The sequence below is a fragment of the Pseudomonas fluorescens genome, from assembly GCF_902497855.1.
In the GTDB taxonomy this organism is placed as follows: domain Bacteria; phylum Pseudomonadota; class Gammaproteobacteria; order Pseudomonadales; family Pseudomonadaceae; genus Aquipseudomonas; species Aquipseudomonas fluorescens_BI.
This window is the reverse complement of the sequence record NZ_CABVHU010000011.1, coordinates 104,609-125,608: the sequence shown is the minus strand read 5'-3', so window position 1 is coordinate 125,608 and position 21,000 is coordinate 104,609. Positions and strand designations below refer to the sequence as shown.

The window sequence follows — 21,000 nt, the reverse complement described above, 5'->3', positions numbered from 1 at the left end:
AATTTTTGACATAAGGTAGTTCGGCAACCCTGCAAGCGGGGGTCAATCATTCCCCACAGGCATGATGACTATCACGCCAATCCCTCTTCCGCCGTTTTGGCTTGCCGCTTAGCCTGCGTGCCTTCCCTTCAGTTTAGCGAGACCCGTTATGAGCCCAGCAACCCGGGTGCCCCACGCCACCGCGACAATGACCCGAGGCATGGTCCTGCTGTTCGCCTTCTGCTGCGGCGCCATTGTGGCCAACCTCTATTACGCCCAGCCGATCATCGACCTGATCGCTCCGGACGTCGGCCTGAGCAGCTCCATGGCCAGCTTCATCGTTTCGCTGACCCAGATCGGTTATGCGTTGGGCATGTTATTCCTGGTGCCGCTGGGGGATCTGCTCGAGAACCGCCGACTGATGATCATCACCAGTGTGGTGGCGATTGCCAGCCTCCTGGGCGCGGCGTTCACCGATCAGCCGAACGTGTTTTTGCTGATTTCGCTGCTGGTGGGCTTCAGTTCGGTGTCGGTGCAGATCCTGATTCCCCTGGCTGCGCACCTGGCGCCGGAAGAGTCTCGCGGTCGTGTGGTCGGCGGGATCATGGGCGGCTTGCTGCTGGGGATTCTGCTGGCGCGACCGGTGTCCAGCGTGGTGGCCGACCATTTCGGCTGGCGGGCGATGTTCGTGATTGCGGCAGTGTTGATGGCGGCGATCAGCGTCGTTTTGGCGGTGACCATTCCCAAGCGCCAGCCTGATCACAGCGCTACTTATGGCCAGTTGCTGGGTTCTCTCTGGACCTTGTTGCGTAAACAACCGGTACTGCGTCAGCGCGCGTTTTACCAGGGCTGCATGTTCGCGACCTTCAGCCTGTTCTGGACCGCCGTGCCGTTGGAACTGGCGCGCAATCATGGCCTGTCGCAAACCCAGATCGCGATCTTCGCCCTGGTCGGGGCCATCGGCGCCATTGCCGCGCCCATCGCCGGTCGCCTGGCCGATGCCGGCCATACCCGCATCGCTTCGTTGCTGGCGCTGCTGTTCGCCAGCCTGAGCTTCCTGCCGGCCTTCATCCATCCGGTCTACAGCGTCATCGGCCTGGCGATCACCGGTGTGGTACTCGACTTCTGCGTACAGATGAACATGGTCCTCGGCCAACGCGCGGTCTACGCCCTCGACGCCAAGAGTCGTAGCCGTTTGAATGCGCTATACATGACCAGCATCTTCATCGGTGGCGCGTTTGGTTCGTCGGTGGCCAGCGCGGTGTATGAGCATGGCGGCTGGTTGTGGATCGTGATCGTCGGCAGTGCGTTTCCATTGTTGGCGTTGTTGCGGTTTTTGAGTGTTTCAGAGAAGCGTTCGCTCGCTACCGCGTAAACGTCAAAATGCGTTGTTTTACGGCGTGTGATTAAAGTTCCCACCCAGCATGAGTCTTATCCTCATCGATTCTGGACGCATTGGTGAAATCGCCAGGGGGCACCGCACAGGTGCATATTTCGTTTATTGCGATTTTCGAATAATTCGAATAGCCTGCCAGCTTCAGTTATTCAGACTATTGGAAACCGCCATGTCACTCGCCACCCATCCCCCAATTACCTTACCCATGGAGCGTGAGGTGCAGGCTGCAGTCGAAGGCCAGCGCACCTTGGCTGCCTTCCTCACGACTCAAATCGAAACTCAGCACATCCAGATTTTTGACCAACAGAATGAAGCTCATAGCGTTGAGCTGCCCACCTCGGCATTGCGACTGCTGGTCGATATTTTGGCCGAGCTGGCAGTCGGCAACGCCGTCAAGGTGGTCCCGGTCCACGCTGAGTTGACTACCCAGGAAGCGGCGGATCTGCTCAACGTCTCACGTCCCCACCTGATCAAGCTGCTTGAATCCGGCGAATTGTCCTACCACAAAACAGGCAAGCACCGACGTGTGCGCTTTGTCGATTTGATGGACTATAAAGACCGGCGCGACACTGCCAGCGAGCAAGCAATGATGCTTCTTGCCGAGCAGGCACAGGCCTTAAGGACAGGATACGAGTGAGGCACTCCTCTTTTACCGCTGTTTATGACGCCTGTGTGCTCTACCCCGCGCCCCTGAGAGATCTTCTGATGTGGCTTGCGCTCTCTGGATGTTTCAGAGCGAAATGGTCTCTGGAGATACACAACGAATGGAAGCGCAACCTGCTGAAAAACCGTCAGGATCTGACCGCAGAGCAACTCGATCGCACGTCCGAGCTGATGGATCAGGCGTTACCCGACGCTTGTGTAACGGGTTACGAAGACCTGATTGAAGGATTAACGCTGGCCGACATCGATGATCGACACGTGCTGGCAGCCGCCATTCGTTGCAATGCCAGTGTCATCGTCACTTTCAATCAGAAAGACTTTCCTCGTGAGGTACTAGGTCCTTTCGGTATCGAGGCTCAGCATCCTGACCAGTTCGTCGACAACCTCTTTGACCTGGACCCTGCAGCAGTGATAGCGGCGGCCCAACGTCAACGAAAGCAGTTGAAGATGCCACCGATAGACGTCGGCACCTATCTTGATCTCCTTTTGCGCCAGGGTCTGGTTCAGTCGAGCAAAGCATTGACACTCTACTCAGCCATACTCTGAATGATGCTCCCATGACCCTATGTTGTGCCCAGCACGTCAGGCGCATTCGGATTGTCCGTCGACGCAGGCCAGCAAATGCTCGACCGTGTGCTCCAGCGGCCCGGAGTTATCGATCACGCGCACTGCCGGATCGTGCCTGGCGAGCACGCGTTCGCTGAAGCGGGCATTGCGCGCCAGCCGCGCCTCGATCTCGGTGACCGACTCCCGCCCCCGCGCCAGCAGGCGCTGGCGCAAAACGGCTTGATCGACGGTCAGCAACAGCACGAGCAGGTTTGGATAACGCCGGCGCGTAGCCGGCAGATGGCCACGGGAGCCATTGACCAGTACGTCCTGCCCTGCTGCCAGCCAGTCGTCGATTTCCCGCGGGATGCCGTACGCCAGGCCATTGGCGTGCCAGCTCAGGGCAAACGCGCCCTGTGCCTCCATCTCGGCAAACCGTTGCGCACTCACGCCATGTGCCGCCTCCCCCACGGCTTCCGCCGAACGGGTGATGACCCGTCGCACCATGCGACAGCCGCGATCGGCCAACGGCGCTCGTGCCGCATCCAGCAGGCTATCCTTGCCTGAACCCGAAGGTCCGATGAGATAGATCAACCTGCCTGCCATCAATACACCCTCTGTGCCTGTCGCCACACTTGGCGGACCACCGGCAGACCGTCCTGGCTCCGTGTCTATTTGATCAAAAAGGCGACCCGAAGGTCGCCTTGTTCCGTGCTGACTAGTTACTGCCCGAACTGTCGTCCCAACCCGCCCGGTACGCCCTGGATAGTGGTGTCTTCCCACGGCCCGTTGGGGCTGATCGAACGACTCCAGCCGTTGTTCCAGCGGTAGTAGGTGCGCTGGCGGTAGAAGGTGTTGGTCTGATCTTCGAGCACGTAGACGCCGAGCTTGGGGTCCCAGTGGCTGTTGCCACCGGGCGGCGGGGCGAAACTGGCGGAGGTGCGGGGCAGCGGTTTGGCGGGCTTGGCCGGAATGCTCGGCTTGCTCGGCGTCGGCGTGGTAGACGGCGTCGGGCGGGGCTGCGAGGGCGGGATCGGCGGCAGTGGCGTCGGCGTCGGCTCGGGCCGCTGGACCGCGCAAGCGCTTAACCCCAAAACCATACTGAGCAGGGTGATACGAGCGATGGCGGTCATGGTTGCATTTCCTGTCATTTATCCGGACTGTCGATAGTCAATTGTTGCTGCGCGGTGGTGCTGCTGGCCAAGGGCTGGCTGCGACCGATCCATTCGCCCGCCGTGGGTTGGCCGGCGCGGGAGATGCGTGCAACCAGTTGGACTTCAGGGAAGTTCGACAGTTTCAACTGCGGCATCATGGCATCGGCATCGCCCAGCTCGACGGTCGCCGGCAAGTCGGCCACGGTCAGGCGTTTGGCCGCCAGTGGCGCGGGTGGGCCGGAGGTGGCGCGGGCAAAGATGAACACGCTGTCGCCCGGCTGGACCTTGGCCTTGAGCTCGGGTGAAAGATCCACACGGACCTTGAGCACCGCCGCGACCTTGGCCACTGGCGCCTCGGTCACCTTGCCGCCGCTGGCGACGAGTTTTTCGCTGGCCCGCGCAATCCCGCCTTGCAGCGCGGCACGGGAATTATCATCCGCCGGCAACTGCTCGAGCAGGCGATTCCAATAGTCGATGGCGTCCTGGTAACGCTCGCTTTCGAACGCGGCGATCCCGAGCAGACCGAGGCTGGTGACTTCCTTCGGATCGGCCTTGAGCGCTTCGTCGGTCAAGGCCTGGACCTTGTCCGACCACTTCTTGCCATCGGCGAAGTACTGGGCCTGGGCCCACTGGCCGAGCAACTCCGGCTGGCGACCGGCCACCTTGACCGTGCGCTCGAAGATCTTCGCCGCATCCCCAGGACGATCCTGAGCCATGTAGGTGCGACCGAGGAAATACAGGCCTTCAGCCGAATCCGGCTGCGCCTCGACCGCACGCTCCAGGCGACGGGTCATCTCTTCCATCGACTGTGGCGCCTGGGTGAACTCCCGGGTCAGTTCGACCTTGTCGCTGGCCCCGAAATGCAGATACAGGCCAAGGCCCAGCACCGGCACCAGAATCGCCGCCAGCAAGGGCAACGGTTTGCCCAGGCGCGATACCCGCGGTGCCTCGACGCCTTCGGTATCCGCCAGCAACTCGCGGGCGGCTTCGGCACGGCCGGTGTCCATTTGCCCGGCATCGAGCACGCCCTCCTCCTGCTGGGTTTGCAGTTCGGCCACGCGCTCCTGATAGAGCGCGACGTTGAGGGCAGTACGATCCTCTTCAAGCTGGGCGCGACGGCCACGCAGAACGGGGATCAGCAGAAAACTCAGGGCAACCAGAAGCAGCAGACCTGCAGCGAGCCAGAAATCAATCATTCTTGGTTTTATCCAACAGTTGGTCGAGGCGCTCACGCTCCTCGACAGAAAGCTCATCCTTGGTGGCAGCGCTTTGCACGCGCCGACGGCGGACGATCACGGCGATGATCACGAAACCGCCCAGCAGCAAGCCGGCCGGGCCGAACCAGAGCACGGCGGTCTTGGCATTCAGCGCGGGTTTGTAGCGCACGAAATCACCGTAGCGGTCGACCATGAAATCGATGATCTGCTGATTGTCCTTGCCCTCGCCGAGCATGCGGAAAATCTCTTTGCGCAGGTCGGCGGCAATCGGCGCGTTGGAATCGGCGATGTCCTGATTCTGGCACTTGGGGCAGCGCAGCTCTTTGGTCAACTGGCGAAAACGCTCGCGATCACCTTCTTTGGCGAACTCATAGGTGTCGATGGCCGCGTGCGCCACGCCGGCCATGCTCAAGCCCAACACCACAGCAGCTATCCAGCGCTTCATGGCTTGGCCTCATCCACCAGCGCCTGATACTTGGCCGCCAGTTTTTCACGCCAGACCTGCTCGTCGATCACCCCGACGAACTTGTCGCGGATAATGCCCTTGGCGTCGATGAAGAAGGTTTCCGGGGCGCCATACACGCCGAGGTTCAGGCCCAATGTGCCGGCGTCGTCGCGGATGTCCAGCTGGTACGGGTTGTGGAATTCATCCAGCCACTTCAAGGCATCGGCGTTGATGTCCTTGTAGTTGATGCCGTAGATCACCACGCCCTTCTCGGCCAGCTTGTTCAGCACCGGGTGCTCGACCCGGCAGGAAATGCACCAGGTGCCCCAGACGTTGACCAGCGCCGGCTTGCCAAGGAGGTCGGCCCTGGTCAGGGTCTTGTCGCCCTGCACCGCCGGCAGGGAAAACTCCGGGAACGGCTTGTTGATCATCGCCGAGGGCAACTCGGCCGGGTTCAGGTACAGGCCGCGGTACAGGAACACGGCAACCACCAGGAAAATCGCCAGGGGCAACAGCATCAGCCAACGTCTCATGCCGTCGCCTCCGACATGCCCAATGCTTCACGCACGCGGCTTTTCACCTTGACCCGATAACGCCGATCCAGTGCCGCCAGCAACCCGCCGAGACCGGTGAGCAGGCCGCCGAACCAGATCCAGCGCACAAACGGCTTGACGTGCACACGCACGGCCCAGGCGCCATCGCCCAGCGGTTCGCCGAGGGCAACGTAGAGATCGCGGGTAAAACCGGCATCGATCCCGGCTTCGGTCATCACCGAGTTTTGCACGGTATAGAGGCGTTTTTCCGGGTGCAGCACGCTGATTTCCTTGCCATCACGGATCACGCGTACCGTGCCCTTGTCGGAGGTGAAGTTCGGGCCTTCGTAGTGTTTGGCGCCTTCGAACACGAACTGGTAACCGCCCAGGGCCATGGATTCGCCCGGCGCCAGGCGCAGGTCGCGCTCGGCACTGTTCTGGCTCGAGAGCACGACACCCAGGGCGCATACGGCAATGCCGAGGTGCGCGACCTGCATGCCCCAATAGCTGCGGGTCAAGGTCGGCAAGCCCTTGATCAGGCCCTTGTGGCGCGTCTTGTCGAAAATGTCGCGAACGCCGGCCAGCAATACCCACGCGGCGAGCATGAAGGTGGCGATCACCGCCCAGTTGAAATCACCGTAGGCGACGCCGGCCACCACAGCCAGCGCGGCGCTGCCGAGCAACACCGGGGTCAGCATGCCCATCAGCCATTTGACCGGGGTGTCCTTCCAGCGCACCAACATGCCGACCGCCATCACCACCATCAACAACGCCATCAAGGGAATGAACAACGCGTTGAAGTACGGCGGGCCGACCGACAGCTTGGCCCCGGTCATCGCATCGAGGATCAGCGGGTACAAAGTGCCGAGCAGAATCATCGAAGCCGCCACCACCAGCACCAGGTTGTTGCCCAGCAGCAGGGTTTCCCGGGACCAGAGGTTGAAGCCGACGTGACTCTTGACCACGGGTGCGCGCAGGGCGAACAGGGTCAGCGAACCGCCGACCACGAACAACAGGAAGATCAGGATGAACACGCCGCGCTCGGGATCGGACGCAAAGGCGTGCACCGAGGTCAGCACGCCGGAACGCACGAGGAAGGTGCCGAGCAGGCTCAACGAGAACGCGGCGACGGCCAGCAACACGGTCCAGCTCTTGAACACGCCACGTTTTTCCGTGACCGCCAACGAGTGAATCAGCGCCGTGCCGACAAGCCATGGCATGAAGGAGGCGTTTTCCACCGGGTCCCAGAACCACCAGCCGCCCCAGCCGAGCTCGTAATAGGCCCACCAGGAGCCCAGCGTGATACCGATACCGAGGAAGGCCCAGGCGACGATGGTCCACGGACGGGACCAGCGCGCCCACGCCGCATCGAGACGACCGCCGAGCAACGCGGCGATGGCAAAGGCGAAGGCCACGGAGAAACCGACATACCCCATGTACAGCATCGGCGGGTGAACGATCAGGCCGATGTCTTGCAGCAAGGGATTGAGGTCACGACCGTCCGTTGGAGCCTGCGGCAGGATCCGTTCGAAGGGGTTGGACGTCAGGATCAGGAACAGCAGGAACCCGATGCTGATCATGCCCATGATCGACAACACGCGGGCGAGCATCACTTGCGGCAACTGCCGGGAGAACACCGACACGGCGAAGGTCCAGCCACCGAGGATCAATGCCCACAGCAGTAACGAGCCTTCGTGGGCGCCCCATACCGCGCTGAATTTGTAGTACCACGGCAAGGCGCTGTTGGAGTTGCTGGCGACATAGGCCACGGAGAAATCGTCCGCCATGAAGGCGTACGTCAGGCAACCGAAGGCAAACAGCAGGAACGCGAATTGCCCCCAGGCGGCCGGCTGGGCGAGGCTCATCCACAAGCGGTCGCCGCGCCAGGCACCCAGCAACGGCACCACGGCCTGGACCAGCGCGAAACAGAGCGCCAGGATCATGGCCAGGTGGCCCAGCTCAGGAATAAAAATGCCGGAAGTCATGGTTCAACCCTCCTTCGCGGGCGTTGGAGCAGATTGACCGCTGTCTTTCAAAGCCTTGGTCACTTCAGGCGGCATGTATTTTTCATCGTGCTTGGCCAGCACTTCGTCGGCCACCACCACGCCATCGGCATTGAGCTTGCCCAGGGCGACGATGCCCTGCCCTTCACGGAACAGATCCGGAAGGATGCCGCGGTAGCTGATGGTCACGGACTCCTTGAAGTCGGTGACCACGAATTTCACGTCCAGGGAATCGCCGGACCGTTGCAGCGAACCTTTCTCGACCATTCCGCCGGCGCGGATGCGCGTATCTTGCGGGGCTTCGCCGTTGGCGATCTGGGTCGGGGTGTAGAACAGATTGATGTTCTGTTGCAGGGCGCTCAGGGCCAGGCCGACGGCAGCGCCGACACCGACCAGGATCGCGAGAATGATGATGAGACGCTTTTTACGCAGGGGATTCACTTGCCGTTCTCCCGGCGCAGACGACGCGCCTCTTGTTGCAGATACCGCTTGCGGGCCAGGACCGGCGCCGCCACGTTGAGGACCAGTACCGCCAGGCAAATGCCATAGGCCGACCAGACATACAGGCCATGATGGCCCATGGCGAGAAAGTCGCCGAATGAAGCAAAACTCATCGCGCGACCTCCAGGCTGTTTTGCACTTCGGCCTTGACCCAGCTCGCTCGGGCTTCGCGCTTGAGCACTTCAAGGCGCATGCGCAGCAACAGCACGGCGCCGAAGAAACAGTAGAAACCCAACACTGTCAGCAGCAATGGCAGCCACATTTCCACCGGCATCGCCGGTTTTTCGGTGAGGGTGAAGGTCGCGCCCTGGTGCAGGGTGTTCCACCACTCCACCGAGTATTTGATGATCGGGATATTGATCACACCGACGATCGCCAGCACCGCACAGGCCTTGGCCGCGCTGTCACGATTGCTGATCGCGTTGCCCAGCGCAATGAGACCGAAGTACAGAAACAGCAGGATCAGCATGGACGTTAGTCGCGCATCCCAGACCCACCACGAACCCCAGGTCGGTTTGCCCCAGATCGCGCCGGTGACCAGCGCCACGGCGGTCATCCAGGCACCGATGGGCGCCGCGCATTGCAGGGCGACGTCCGCCAGTTTCATTTTCCAGACCAGCCCGACGATGCCGCACACGGCCAGCATCACATAGATGGATTGCGCCAGCATGGCGGCCGGGACGTGGATATAGATGATGCGAAAGCTGTTGCCTTGCTGGTAGTCCGGCGGCGCGAAGGCCAGCCCCCATACTACGCCAACGCCGATCAGCAGCAACGCCGCGACACTGAGCCATGGCAGCAGCTTGCCGCTGATGCCATAAAACCATTTGGGTGAGCCGAGCTTATGAAACCAGGTCCAGTTCATTGCTGTTTCCATCACGGTTGCTCCTGGCTTCAAGCGCCAGGAGTCTGCCTTTCTTCCAAAGAAGTGGTCAAAATTTGACCAGGCCTCATTATTATTCGCCGACGCTGATCTTCAGGCCAGCAGCTATTGCAAAAGGTGTCAGGGTTATCGCCAGGGCGGTCAGGCTGCCAAGCCACAGGAGATAACCGGTCGCCGGCATGCCCTGCAGGGCCGCCTGCAAGGCGCCACTGCCCAGGATCAACACCGGGATGTACAACGGCAGGATCAGCAACGCCAGCAGCAGGCCGCCGCGCTTCAACCCCACCGTCAGCGCCGCGCCCACCGCACCGAGCAGGCTCAGCACCGGTGTACCCAGCAATAACGAAAGCAGCAACACCGGCAGACAGGCGGCAGGCAAACCGAGCATCAACGCCAGCAGTGGTGCGAGCAAAACCAGTGCCAGGCCAGAGAAGGCCCAGTGTGCCAGTACCTTGGCCAATACCAGAAGAGGCAGGGGGTGCGACGAAAGGACCCACTGTTCCAGGGAACCATCCTCGAAATCACTGCGGAAGAGCCCGTCCAGCGAGAGCAAAACCGATAAAAGGGCCGCCACCCAGACCAGTCCCGGAGACAAGGTTTGCAACAATTGAGACTCGGGCCCGACCGCCAACGGGAACAGCGAAACGACGATCGCGAAGAATACGAGCGGGTTGGCCAATTCCGCGGGACGGCGGAACAGCAAACGGGCCTCGCGGGCGACCAACAGGCCGAAGACAGTCATACGGCCCAGTTCCCCAGATCAATGTCGCGATAACCGGCCGGCATCCGGCTCAGGGTGTGGTGCGTGGTCAGCACCACCATGCCACCGCTTTCGCAATGTGCGGCCAGGTGTTCTTCAAGTTGCGTCACGCCTTGTTTATCGAGCGCGGTAAAGGGCTCATCGAGGATCCACAGCGCCGGGCTTTCCAGGTACAACCGCGCCAATGCCACGCGGCGCTGCTGGCCGGCGGACAGGGTATGGCACGGAACATCCTCGAAACCGCGCAATCCGACCGCGGCCAGCGCGTGCCAGATTGCCTCGTGGGAGGCCGGTTGATGCAGGGCGCAGAGCCAGCTCAAATTTTCTTCCGGGGTCAGCAGGTCCTTGATCCCGGCGGCATGGCCGATCCACAGCAGGTTGTGTGCCAGTTCACTGCGTTGCTCGTTCAGCGGCTGGCCGTTGAGCAATACTTGGCCGGCGGTCGGCTGCATCAGACCGCAAAGCAGACGCAGCAGGCTGGTCTTGCCGCTGCCGTTAGGGCCACTGATTTGCACCATTTCGCCACTGGCCAGTCTCAATTCGAGATTTTCGAAAAGCAGCCGAAGGTCTCGCTCACAGGCAAGGGCAACGGTTTGCAGGACAGGACTGGTCAAGAGATCACGGGCCTTTAGGGTTCAAGTCGGCAGCGGTGCGGCCGCTAAAGAGATGCAGGATAAATGCTTTGGCGGCTCGGTCTAAGGCGCCAGATCAAGTATTTGCAAATGATTTCAGCGCCCCGGATACAACGGGGCCGCATTATACATGCCATGCCCTACTCTCAAGAGGGCAATTTCCTCAGGTTGTGACCGCATATGACAGGCGAAATGAACATCCTTCCGCTACCGCCAACCGCGCCTGCGACGCCACGTGCGCAGGCGGTCGGCGGTGAGTTGCTCAAGTTGCTGACGCCGATGGAGGGCCTGATCGGCACCGGTCAGGGCGCCAAGGCCGAAGTGCTGTCGCTCAAGCAGGCGGAACAGACGTTTCAACTGCTGCTGAAGGTCACCCTCGACAGTGGCCGCCAGACCACGGTCCAGGCCACCAGTACCCAGCCGCTGCTCCAGGGCACCCACCTGGCGATCACCCAGCCATCGGCAGGCAACCTGGCGATCAGCGTGCAACAGGCCGTCGCCTCCAGCATCGCCACCCTCACCCGCATCGACACCGTACAACTGCCGGCCGGCACCCTGCTGCAAGGCAAAGTGCTGACCTCGCAAGTGATGCCCCAGGTTCCGGGTCAGGCAACGGTCTTTCGTTCGATGGTGAGCCTGCTCAATACGGCGCTGAGCGGCAGTACACTGAGCATCGACAGCCCACAGCCACTGCCCATCGGCACCTTGTTGAGCGCGCGGGTGCAGGACGCCCAGACCTTGAAGTTCGTGCCGTTGAGCAGCCGCCAGGAACAACTGGCGGTGAGCCAGCAACTGGTCAGCCAGCAGAGTCGCCAGGGTTCGATCGACGGGCTGTTGAAACTGCTGCAAAACCTGCCCGCCGATCAGACATCCAGCGAAGTGCGCGCTGCCGTGGACAAGCTGCTCGCCGGCCTGCCGGACGTGCATCAACTCAGTACGCCCAAGGGCCTGGCCCAGGCACTGGCCGGCAGCGGGCTGTTCCTCGAAGCGAAACTGCTCGGCGGGCAGAACCCGACGCTGGCGCCGGACATGAAGGGCGACCTGCTCAGGCTGATCGCACAATTGACCCCGGGGTTGGCGGCCAACACCAATCTGAATGCGATCATAGCCGCCAATACCCTGGCCCAGGCCATGCCGGGTTTCGTGCGCAGCGCCCTCGGCATGCTGGGGCAGGTCAGCGCCAAACCGTCGCCGACCAGCTTCCCCCTGCCCGAGCGCCTGTTGCAAAGCGCGGATGGCGAGGACGATCTCGAACACCTGCTGCGCCTGGCCGCGGCAGCGGTGTCACGCTTGCAAAATCATCAGCTGTCGAGCCTGGAACAGACCGGCGTGACCAGTGACGGGCGCCAGATGAGCACCTGGCAGCTGGAAATACCGATGCGCAATCTGCAGGACATCGTGCCATTGCAAGTCAAGTTCCAGCGCGAAGAAGCGCCCGAACAGCAGCAGCCAAAAGAACGTCACGAAGAACGCCCGCCCAAGCAACACCTCTGGCGCGTCGAGTTGGCGTTCGACATGGAGCCACTGGGGCCATTGCAGGTTCAAGCGCAGTTGATCAGTGGCAGCCTCTCCAGCCAGCTATGGGCCGAGCGCCCCTGCACCGCCCGCCTGATCGAAAGCAATCTGGCCGGTCTGCGCCAACGCCTGCTGTCCTGCGGCCTGAACGTCGGCGACATCGATTGCCACCTCGGCACACCGCCGCAAGGCGCCCAAACCAATCTCGAACAACGCTGGGTCGACGAAACCGCATGAAAACCCCTGACATCCCGCGCCAGGCCATCGCCCTCAAATACGATGGCAGCCACGCCCCTACCCTCACGGCGAAAGGTGACGATGCCCTGGCCGAAGCCATTTTGAAGATTGCCCGCGATTATGAAGTACCGATTTACGAGAACGCCGAACTGGTGAAGTTGCTGGCGCGGATGGAATTGGGGGAAAGTATTCCGGAGGAGTTGTATCGCACGATTGCCGAGATTATTGCGTTTGCGTGGAATTTGAAGGGTAAGTTTCCCCAGGGACAGGATCCGGATGGGCCTGCGGTCGAGAAGGACATCACCGATCGCGGGGATGACTACTGAGATGTCGAGGACGCCACCTTGTAGGAGCGAGTTTGCAACAGGGATCAGCTGTGTATCGATGAATTGGCAACGCCAACTCGTGTAGGAGCCGGCTTGCCGGCGAAGGCGTTCGCATGAGCGCTGCATGGCTTGAGGCCGCCTTCGCTGGCAAGCCAGCTCCTACAGGGGATCGTGAACAGTCTTTCAGGTTTTGTGCAGCTTGCTCATTAACTCTGCCTCAGCCTGGGTCAAGCCGCAGGACTGAGTCAGTTCGTTGACGCTCGCGCCCATGCCCACCAGGCGAGCCGCCTGGGCGAACGACAGGCTCGACGGGTCGCGCTGTTCCAGCTGGATCAGCTTGTCCGGCAACGGCCCGACCACCGCGCGCAATTCTTGCAGCTCCTGCCCCATGCGCACGCTGCTGTTCTGGTAATCGTCGAGGCGCCTGGCCAGGTCCTTGATGCGCTGATCGCGCAGCGCATCGCCCCGGGCTTGTTGCGCGGCGATCAGCTTTTGCGCGCGAACGTAGGCCAGGAACATCGCCAGCATGCCTGCCCATAAAAGGAACAGGACAACGACCGCCACCTCAAGCATCAATCAGATGTTCTCCAGGTCCGACCATTCTTCTTCGCTCATCATCTTGTCCAGTTCGACCAGGATCAGCAATTCGTTGTTCTTGTTGCACACGCCCTGGATGAACTTGGCGGACTCGTCGCTACCGACGTTCGGCGCGGTTTCGATTTCCGACTGACGCAAGTAAACCACTTCGGCCACGCTGTCGACCATGATCCCGACCACTTGCTTGTCGGCCTCGATGATGACGATACGGGTGTTGTCGCTGATCTCGGCGTTCATCAGGCCGAAGCGCTGACGGGTGTCGATCACGGTGACCACGTTGCCGCGCAGGTTGATAATGCCCAACACGTAACTCGGGGCACCCGGGACCGGGGCGATTTCGGTGTAGCGCAGGACTTCCTGAACGCGCATCACGTTGATGCCGTAGGTCTCATTGTCCAGCTTGAAGGTTACCCATTGCAGGATCGGATCTTCGGAACCTTTTGCAGACGACGCCTTATCATTCATACCCTGATCCTTCGATAAACCGCCCTGGCGGTGTGTGTTCTGTGCGGCGACATGGAGTGCCGCCCCCTGATTGTCATGTAGCTTCTATGTCGTTTGACGGGCCGGCTTTGCTGCCGCCCATGTGCTTTGCCCCGCCGCTGGCGATCAGCTCGGCCAGTTCGGTAACGTCGAGCAATGCACACATGTGTTCAATCACCGTGCCCGCCAGCCATGGCCGCTGACCGCGGTGGCTACGCCACTTGATTTCGTTCGGGTCCAGGCGCAACGAACGGCTGACCTGATGCACCGCCAGCCCCCACTCGTGGCCCTGCACCGAAATGACGTATTGCAGGCCCTGGCGGAAATCGTCGCGGTAACGATCGGGCATGACCCAGCGCGCGGTATCCAGCACCTTCAGGTTGCCGGCCTGGCTCGGCAGGATCCCGAGGAACCAGTCCGGCTGACCGAACAGCGGTGTCAGTTCGTGACCGGCCAACGAATAGATCGAACCCAGGCACACCAGCGGCACCGCCAGGGTCAACCCGGCGACGTCGAACAACAGGCATTCGAATGGCTCGGCGGCCCATGAAGGACGACCGTTTGTTTCAATCATTGGTGGTGTTGCGGCGGGAGCTTGATGGACTTCGACTAACGGCGGTACCAGGGTTTGCAACGGCGCAGAGACGGTGGGAACGGGTGCCGGAACCGGTGCTGGCGCGTCGACCACGGTCACCGGGATCTTCGCCAATGGCACCGGCACGATCTGCGCATCACGGGCTTGCTCTTCAAGCACCGCCGCCTGGAATTCATCCAGCGCACTGTCGTCTTCGACCACCTCGGGGACGTCCGCCGTGAACTCGTCGGTCGCGTCCATCAGCAAGTTGTCCAGATAGGACTGCAGCGCCAGTTGCGGGCGTGAAGTGATCTTTGCCGGCCTGTTCACTGACGCCCACCCATTGTAGGAGCGAGCTTGCTCGCGAAAAACACGAGAGCGCCGCGGGGTGTCAGGTTTTTAGCGTTATCGTTGACGACCATCGCGAGCAAGCTTGCTCCTACAGCGAAAAACCTGAGAGCGCCGTGGGGTGTCAGGTTTTTAGCGTTATCGTTGACGACCATCGCGAGCAAGCTTGCTCCTACAGCGAAAAACACGAGAGCGCCGTGGGGTGTCAGGTTTTTAGCGTTATCGTTGACGACCATCGCGAGCAAGCTTGCTCCTACCGGGGGCAGGCACATCTCAGGCCACCTGCGGAACGAGTTGTGCCGCCAGCAGGTGCTTGAGCAGGGCGCGGTAGGCGAGGACGCCGCGGCTCTTGCTGTCGAATTGCGAAGGCGTCATGCCAGCAAGGCTGGCGTCCCGCAAGCGGGTGTCGACCGGGATGTGGCCCTGCCAGATCTCCTCCGGGTACCTTTCGCGCAACACCCGCAACGTCCCGAGGGAGGCCTGGGTGCGGCGATCGAACAAGGTCGGCACGATGCTGAACGGCAGCGCTTGCTTGCGCGAGCGGTTGATCATCGTCAGGGTGCTGACCATGCGTTCCAGGCCCTTGACCGCCAGGTGCTCGGTCTGCACTGGAATAACCAGCTGCTGGCTCGCCGCCAAGGCATTGACCATCAGCACGCCGAGCAACGGCGGGCTGTCGATCACGGCGTAATCGAAGTCCTGCCACAACTGCGCCAGCGTCTTGGCAATCACCAGGCCCAGGCCGCTCTGGCCCGGCGACTGGCGCTCGAGGGTCGCCAGCGCGGTACTCGACGGCAACAGCGAGATATGTTCATGGCTGGTGGACAACAACAGCTGGCCGGGCAAATCCGCGGGCACGCTACCCTTGTGCAGGAACAGGTCGTAGACGCTGTGTTCCAGTTTATCGGGGTCATAACCGAAGTAACTGGTCATGGAGCCGTGGGGGTCGAGATCGACCACGACCACGCGCTTGCCCGCCTCGGCCAGTAACCCGGCTAGAGCGATGGAGGAAGTGGTTTTACCGACACCACCCTTTTGATTGGCGACTGCCCAGACTCTCATTGGATTGTTCCTCCCGGTCGACAGATACGACCGAGAAATAGCTCAGCGTATTAATGCAGGTGACGGAGAATTGACGGCGCTCTCTCGTCCCGGCGACTTGACCAGGGTCGGTGCAGTTTGTGTGCCAGCACGCTTCAAGGCTGCATCCGGCTTGGCATGGGCGGTTCCGGTGCCGGTCAGGCTGCGACGCACATCCAGGTTTCGCGACACCACCAGCACCACGCGACGGTTGCGCGCCCGGCCCTCGGCGGTCGCGTTGTTGGCCACCGGTTGGAACTCGCCGTAACCCACCGACGCCAGACGGCCGGGGTTCACCCCCTGCATCGCCAGCATGCGCACGATGCTCGCCGACCGGGCCGAGGACAGCTCCCAGTTGGTCGGGTACTGCGCGGTGCGGATCGGACGATCGTCGGTGAAACCTTCGACATGGATCGGGTTGTCGAACGGCTTCAGGATCGCGGCGACCTTGTCGATGATGTTGAACGCGATGTCGCTGGGCATGGCGTCGCCGCTGCCGAACAACAGGCTGGAATTGAGCTCGATCTCGACCCACAACTCATTGCCGCGCACGGTCATCTGGTTGGCGCTGATCAGGTCGCCGAACGCCGCGCTGATGTCATCGGCGATGCTGTTCAGCGGATCGTTGGCGGCCTGGGCGATGCCCGCGTCGATCTGCTCGCTGTCCTTGACCAGCGGCTTGGCCGGGGTCACGGTCTTCGGTCGTTCGTCGCCGATGGGAATCGGCAGGAGCGCGCGGTCGGCGTCGGTAAAGACGCCGATCAACGCTTCGGAAATCACTTTGTACTTGCCTTCGTTGACCGAAGAGATCGAGTACATCACCACGAAAAAGGCGAACAGCAAGGTGATGAAGTCCGCATAGGACACCAGCCAGCGTTCGCGATTGACGGTTTCTTCAGGTTGCCGGCGACGAGCCATCGTCCATGACCTCCATCAATCCATGAAGCCTTGAAGCTTCAACTCGATAGAGCGAGGGTTTTCACCTTCGGCGATCGACAGGATGCCTTCCAGCAACATCTCGCGGTAACGCGACTGGCGCAGGGCGACAGACTTGAGCTTGGCGGCAATCGGCAGCAGGACCAGGTTGGCACTGGCCACGCCGTAAATGGTGGCGACGAAGGCCACGGCAATGCCGCTGCCCAATTGTGACGGATCGGCCAGGTTGCCCATGACGTGGATCAGGCCCATTACCGCACCGATGATACCGATGGTCGGCGCGTAGCCGCCCATGCTTTCGAAGACTTTGGCGGCCTCGATGTCGCGGCTTTCCCGGGTGTAGAAATCCACCTCCAGAATGCTGCGGATCGATTCCGGCTCGGCCCCGTCCACCAGCAGTTGCAGGCCTTTGCGCGAGTAGTTGTCGGGTTCGGCGTCGGCCACCCCTTCCAGGCCGAGCAGACCTTCCTTGCGCGCGGTCAGGCTCCAGCCCACCACGCGATCGATACCGCCGGCCAGGTCCACCCGCGGCGGGAACAAAATCCACACCAGAATCTGCAGGGCGCGCTTGAAGGCGCTCATCGGCGACTGCAGCAGTACCGCGCCGACGGTCCCGCCGATGACAATCAATGCCGCCGGGCCGTTGGCCAGTGCACCGAGGTGACCGCCTTCAAGGTAGTTGCCGCCGATGATCGCGACAAATGCCATGATGATCCCGATCAGGCTCAGAACATCCATCAGACACACGCCTCGACCAGGTGCCTGCCAATCTCGTCCAGGCCATACACCGCGTCGGCCAGTTCGGCTTTGACGATGGCCATCGGCATGCCGTAGATCACGCAGCTCGCTTCATCCTGAGCCCAGATCGAGCTGCCGCTCTGCTTGAGCAGGCGCGCACCTTCGCGACCGTCGGCGCCCATGCCGGTCAACACCACCGCCAGAACTTTGTCACCGTAGGACCTGGCCGCCGAGCCGAAGGTGATGTCCACGCACGGCCGGTAGTTCAGGCGCTCGTCACCCGGGAGGATTTTCACCGCGCCACGGCCGTCGATCATCATCTGCTTGCCCCCCGGAGCCAGCAGCGCGAGGCCCGGACGCAGGATGTCGCCATCCTCGGCTTCCTTGACGTGGATGCGGCAGAGCTTGTCCAGCCGCTCGGCGAATGCCTTGGTGAAGGCCGCCGGCATGTGCTGGATCAACACGATCGGTGCCGGGAAGTTGGCCGGCAACAGGGTCAGCACCCGCTGCAGGGCAACCGGGCCGCCGGTGGAGGTGCCGATGGCGACCAGTTTGTAGGCTTTACGCCTGGGTGCTGGCGACGACGATGCCGGGGCGTGCGTACGCGCTGGAATCGGCGCCGGAGCGGGTACCGGACGTGCAGGCGCGCTGCTGCCATAATTGCTGACGCTCGAAGGCGCAGGCGTAGGCACAGGCGCGGCGACCGGGACCGGAGCCGGAGCGCTGTAGGCGCTGACACGACGGTTACTGCGCGAGATGCTCAGAATCTTCTCGCACAGCAGTTGCTTGACCTTCTCCGGGTTGCGCGAGATGTCTTCGAAATTCTTCGGCAGGAAATCCACCGCGCCGGCGTCCAGTGCATCCAGGGTGACCCGGGCGCCTTCATGGGTCAGCGAGGAGAACATCAACACCGGGGTCGGGCAGCGTTGCATGATGTGCCGCACGGCGGTGATGCCATCCATCATCGGCATCTCGTAGTCCATGGTGATCACGTCCGGCTTGAGGGCCAGCGCCTGATCGATCGCCTCTTTGCCGTTGGTCGCCGTGCCGACGACCTGGATGTTCGGATCGGCTGCAAGAATTTCCGAGACGCGGCGGCGGAAAAACCCCGAATCGTCCACCACCAGGACTTTGACTGCCATAAACACTCCATTAGGCGCAGCGGGGCCTTTGTCGCCCCGCCGCCCCAGAATCAAATACGCCGCGTGGCGTAACGCTTGAGCATGCTCGGAACATCGAGAATCAGCGCGATGCGGCCGTCACCGGTGATGGTGGCGCCCGACATGCCCGGGGTTCCCTGGAGCATCTTGCCCAATGGCTTGATGACCACTTCTTCCTGGCCCACCAGTTGATCGACGACGAAGCCGATCCGCTGGATGCCCACCGAAACGATCACCACATGGCCTTCACGCTGCTCTTCGTGAGCGGCGGAACGGACCAGCCAGCGCTTGAGGTAGAACAGTGGCAGCGCCTTGTCGCGCACGATCACCACTTCCTGGCCGTCAACCACGTTGGTGCGCGACAGGTCGAGGTGGAAGATCTCGTTGACGTTCACCAGCGGGAAGGCGAACGCCTGGTTGGCGAGCATGACCATCAGCGTCGGCATGATCGCCAGGGTCAGCGGCACCTTGATGACGATCTTCGAGCCCTGGCCCTTGGCCGAGTAGATGTTGATCGAACCGTTGAGCTGGGAAATCTTGGTTTTCACCACATCCATGCCCACGCCACGACCCGACACGTCGGAGATCTCGGTCTTGGTCGAGAACCCCGGGGCGAAGATCAGGTTGTAGCACTCGGTGTCGCTCAGGCGCTCGGCCGCGTCCTTGTCCATCACCCCGCGTTTTACCGCGATGGCGCGCAGGACGTTCGGGTCCATGCCTTTGCCGTCATCGGAAATCGACAGCAGGATGTGGTCGCCTTCCTGCTCGGCCGCGAGAATCACCTTGCCGCCGCGGGACTTGCCTGCGGCTTCGCGCTCTTGCGGCGATTCGATGCCGTGGTCGACGGCGTTGCGCACCAAGTGGACCAGCGGATCGGCCAGCGCCTCGACCAGGTTCTTGTCGAGGTCGGTTTCTTCGCCGACCAGCTCCAGGTTGATCTCTTTCTTGAGCTGGCGCGCCAGGTCGCGAACCAGGCGCGGGAAACGTCCGAAGACCTTCTTGATCGGTTGCATCCGGGTCTTCATGACCGCGGTCTGCAGGTCGGCCGTGACCACGTCGAGGTTCGACACGGCCTTGGACATGGCCTCATCGGCACTGTTGGCACCCAGGCGCACCAGGCGGTTACGCACCAGCACCAGCTCGCCGACCATGTTCATGATTTCGTCGAGCCGAGCGGTGTCGACCCGTACGGTGGTCTCGGCTTCGCCGCCGGTGGGTTTCTCAGGCGGTGGCGCCACGGGTGCACGCGCAGGCGCCGGGCTGGCCTTCGCGGCTTCGACTTGTGGCGCGGGGGCTTTGGCGACCGGTTTGGGCGCTGCAGCCTTGGCGACCGGTGTGGCCACCGACGCACTGGCGCCGGTCGCGGTGCCGATGTCAGAAAACTTGCCTTTGCCGTGCAATTCGTCGAGCAGCGCTTCGAACTCGTGATCGGAGATCAGGTCGCTGCCCACCGCTGCGGCCGTTGGCGCGGCCGGGACCGGAGCCGAAGCAATCGCCGACTCCAGCGCTTCGACCGCGAAGTTGCCCTTGCCATGCAGTTGATCGAGCAGCGCTTCGAATTCTTCGTCGGTGATGTCGCAGCTGTCGCCTGCCGCTTTCGGCGCGGCCGGTGCGGCGGGCGCTGCTGGTACTGCTGGCGCAACCACGGCGTCGACGGCGAACCGGCCTTTGCCGTGCAACTGGTCGAGCAACGACTCGAACTCGGCATCGGTGATGTCGTCGCTGGCCGCCGTATCAGGGCTGACCGGCGCCGGCGCGGAAGGCGCCGCCTCGGCCTGCGCCTTGATCGCGTTCAGCGAGTCCAGCAGTTGTTCGAATTCATTGTCGGTGATGTCCTCCGGCGCGCTGTCAGCCACAGGCGCCACGGCGGCTACCGGTGCCGCTTCGTCCGCCGATTGCGGCTCGGCCAGCCGCGCCAGGGCCGCCAGCAATGCAGGCGTGGCGGCGGTGACCGGGTTGCGTTCACGGACTTCGGTGAACATGCCGTTCACCGCGTCCAGCGCTTCGAGAACCACGTCCATCAGTTCCGAGTCGACGCGACGCTCACCCTTGCGCAGGATGTCGAACACGTTCTCGGCGATGTGACAGCACTCCACCAGCTCGTTGAGCTGGAGGAAGCCGGCGCCCCCTTTTACAGTGTGAAAACCGCGAAAAATTGCATTGAGCAAGTCCGCATCATCCGGTCGGCTTTCCAGCTCGACCAGCTGTTCGGACAGTTGCTCTAGAATCTCGCCGGCCTCAACCAGGAAATCCTGAAGGATCTCTTCATCGGCGCCGAAGCTCATTAAGGGGGG

Annotated in this window: 24 protein-coding genes and 1 pseudogene; 5 read left to right on the top strand and 20 right to left on the bottom strand. The window is 62.0% G+C overall.

What is annotated here, in order from left to right; all coding sequences use genetic code 11:
- The first annotated feature begins 148 nt into the window (after positions 1-148).
- From F8N96_RS21695 to F8N96_RS21685, 3 genes are all read left to right on the top strand, one after another.
- Positions 149-1,354 carry an MFS transporter gene (locus tag F8N96_RS21695; protein ID WP_150799553.1) on the top strand — a complete coding sequence of 402 codons (1,206 nt, stop codon included), beginning with the start codon at positions 149-151 and terminating at the stop codon, positions 1,352-1,354.
- Between the two features lie 190 nt (positions 1,355-1,544).
- Complete coding sequence (locus F8N96_RS21690) at positions 1,545-2,012, top strand: helix-turn-helix domain-containing protein (protein ID WP_150799665.1); 468 nt, start codon at positions 1,545-1,547, stop codon at positions 2,010-2,012.
- Entirely contained in the window at positions 2,009-2,584 is a 576-nt protein-coding gene (locus tag F8N96_RS21685; RefSeq protein WP_150799552.1) for a PIN domain-containing protein, read from the top strand. The genes F8N96_RS21690 and F8N96_RS21685 overlap by 4 nt, the downstream gene beginning before the upstream one ends.
- A 36-nt stretch (positions 2,585-2,620) precedes the next feature.
- Here F8N96_RS21685 and phnN read toward each other — a convergent pair whose 3' ends face one another.
- The 11 genes from phnN to ccmA form a co-directional block, all read right to left on the bottom strand.
- Positions 2,621-3,190, bottom strand: coding sequence for a phosphonate metabolism protein/1,5-bisphosphokinase (PRPP-forming) PhnN (gene phnN / locus F8N96_RS21680; RefSeq protein WP_150799551.1), 570 nt, complete (start codon positions 3,188-3,190; stop codon positions 2,621-2,623).
- Between the two features lie 116 nt (positions 3,191-3,306).
- Positions 3,307-3,717 carry a hypothetical protein gene (locus F8N96_RS21675; RefSeq protein ID WP_150764493.1) on the bottom strand — a complete coding sequence of 137 codons (411 nt, stop codon included), beginning with the start codon at positions 3,715-3,717 and terminating at the stop codon, positions 3,307-3,309.
- Positions 3,718-3,731: 14 nt separating this feature from the next.
- Complete coding sequence (ccmI, locus tag F8N96_RS21670) at positions 3,732-4,934, bottom strand: c-type cytochrome biogenesis protein CcmI (RefSeq protein ID WP_150799550.1); 1,203 nt, start codon at positions 4,932-4,934, stop codon at positions 3,732-3,734.
- The gene (locus tag F8N96_RS21665; protein ID WP_150799549.1) at positions 4,927-5,400 is read right to left on the bottom strand and encodes a cytochrome c-type biogenesis protein; all 474 of its coding nucleotides are present in this window, start codon (positions 5,398-5,400) and stop codon (positions 4,927-4,929) included. The genes ccmI and F8N96_RS21665 overlap by 8 nt, the downstream gene beginning before the upstream one ends.
- Positions 5,397-5,933: a DsbE family thiol:disulfide interchange protein gene (locus F8N96_RS21660; protein WP_064679074.1), complete on the bottom strand. Its 537-nt coding sequence runs from the start codon at positions 5,931-5,933 to the stop codon at positions 5,397-5,399. Before F8N96_RS21660 ends, F8N96_RS21665 begins: the two co-directional genes overlap by 4 nt.
- On the bottom strand, positions 5,930-7,918 hold the full coding sequence (locus F8N96_RS21655) for a heme lyase CcmF/NrfE family subunit (RefSeq protein ID WP_150799548.1): 1,989 nt from the start codon (positions 7,916-7,918) through the stop codon (positions 5,930-5,932). Before F8N96_RS21655 ends, F8N96_RS21660 begins: the two co-directional genes overlap by 4 nt.
- A gap of 3 nt (positions 7,919-7,921) precedes the next feature.
- Positions 7,922-8,377 carry a cytochrome c maturation protein CcmE gene (gene ccmE / locus F8N96_RS21650; RefSeq protein WP_064679076.1) on the bottom strand — a complete coding sequence of 152 codons (456 nt, stop codon included), beginning with the start codon at positions 8,375-8,377 and terminating at the stop codon, positions 7,922-7,924.
- Positions 8,374-8,550, bottom strand: a complete 177-nt coding sequence (gene ccmD / locus F8N96_RS21645) for a heme exporter protein CcmD (protein WP_064679077.1) — start codon at positions 8,548-8,550, stop codon at positions 8,374-8,376. The genes ccmE and ccmD overlap by 4 nt, the downstream gene beginning before the upstream one ends.
- Positions 8,547-9,302: a heme ABC transporter permease gene (locus F8N96_RS21640; protein WP_064679078.1), complete on the bottom strand. Its 756-nt coding sequence runs from the start codon at positions 9,300-9,302 to the stop codon at positions 8,547-8,549. Before F8N96_RS21640 ends, ccmD begins: the two co-directional genes overlap by 4 nt.
- Before the next feature lie 91 nt (positions 9,303-9,393).
- The gene (gene ccmB / locus F8N96_RS21635; RefSeq protein ID WP_064679079.1) at positions 9,394-10,062 is read right to left on the bottom strand and encodes a heme exporter protein CcmB; all 669 of its coding nucleotides are present in this window, start codon (positions 10,060-10,062) and stop codon (positions 9,394-9,396) included.
- Positions 10,059-10,694 (bottom strand): cytochrome c biogenesis heme-transporting ATPase CcmA, encoded by a 636-nt coding sequence (gene ccmA, locus F8N96_RS21630; RefSeq protein ID WP_150799547.1) that lies wholly within the window; start codon positions 10,692-10,694, stop codon positions 10,059-10,061. Before ccmA ends, ccmB begins: the two co-directional genes overlap by 4 nt.
- 198 nt (positions 10,695-10,892) lie before the next feature.
- Here ccmA and F8N96_RS21625 point away from each other — a divergent pair, with 198 nt between their 5' ends.
- Together F8N96_RS21625 and F8N96_RS21620 are read left to right on the top strand one after the other, a co-directional pair.
- Positions 10,893-12,464, top strand: a complete 1,572-nt coding sequence (locus F8N96_RS21625) for a flagellar hook-length control protein FliK (RefSeq protein ID WP_150799546.1) — start codon at positions 10,893-10,895, stop codon at positions 12,462-12,464.
- A complete protein-coding gene (locus F8N96_RS21620; protein WP_150799545.1) occupies positions 12,461-12,790 on the top strand; it encodes an EscU/YscU/HrcU family type III secretion system export apparatus switch protein in 330 nt (109 codons plus the stop codon). Before F8N96_RS21625 ends, F8N96_RS21620 begins: the two co-directional genes overlap by 4 nt.
- A gap of 183 nt (positions 12,791-12,973) precedes the next feature.
- Here F8N96_RS21620 and F8N96_RS21615 read toward each other — a convergent pair whose 3' ends face one another.
- The 9 genes and pseudogenes from F8N96_RS21615 to F8N96_RS21575 form a co-directional block, all read right to left on the bottom strand.
- Positions 12,974-13,366, bottom strand: a complete 393-nt coding sequence (locus tag F8N96_RS21615) for a DUF2802 domain-containing protein (RefSeq protein ID WP_150799544.1) — start codon at positions 13,364-13,366, stop codon at positions 12,974-12,976.
- Positions 13,367-13,852, bottom strand: coding sequence for a chemotaxis protein CheW (locus tag F8N96_RS21610; RefSeq protein ID WP_150764505.1), 486 nt, complete (start codon positions 13,850-13,852; stop codon positions 13,367-13,369).
- Between the two features lie 73 nt (positions 13,853-13,925).
- Entirely contained in the window at positions 13,926-14,774 is an 849-nt protein-coding gene (locus F8N96_RS21605) for a CheW domain-containing protein (protein ID WP_150799543.1), read from the bottom strand.
- Between the two features lie 11 nt (positions 14,775-14,785).
- Positions 14,786-14,866, bottom strand: a pseudogene (locus tag F8N96_RS35880) (outer membrane lipoprotein carrier protein LolA); the annotation flags it as partial.
- Positions 14,867-15,065: 199 nt separating this feature from the next.
- Entirely contained in the window at positions 15,066-15,854 is a 789-nt protein-coding gene (locus F8N96_RS21595; RefSeq protein ID WP_150799542.1) for a ParA family protein, read from the bottom strand.
- A 42-nt stretch (positions 15,855-15,896) separates the two neighbouring features.
- A complete protein-coding gene (gene motD / locus F8N96_RS21590; RefSeq protein WP_150799541.1) occupies positions 15,897-16,790 on the bottom strand; it encodes a flagellar motor protein MotD in 894 nt (297 codons plus the stop codon).
- 15 nt (positions 16,791-16,805) lie between these two features.
- Positions 16,806-17,546, bottom strand: a complete 741-nt coding sequence (locus F8N96_RS21585) for a flagellar motor protein (RefSeq protein WP_150799540.1) — start codon at positions 17,544-17,546, stop codon at positions 16,806-16,808.
- Positions 17,546-18,688 carry a protein-glutamate methylesterase/protein-glutamine glutaminase gene (locus tag F8N96_RS21580; RefSeq protein WP_150799539.1) on the bottom strand — a complete coding sequence of 381 codons (1,143 nt, stop codon included), beginning with the start codon at positions 18,686-18,688 and terminating at the stop codon, positions 17,546-17,548. The genes F8N96_RS21585 and F8N96_RS21580 overlap by 1 nt, the downstream gene beginning before the upstream one ends.
- 50 nt (positions 18,689-18,738) lie before the next feature.
- Complete coding sequence (locus F8N96_RS21575) at positions 18,739-20,991, bottom strand: chemotaxis protein CheA (RefSeq protein ID WP_150799538.1); 2,253 nt, start codon at positions 20,989-20,991, stop codon at positions 18,739-18,741.
- Positions 20,992-21,000: the final 9 nt, after the last annotated feature.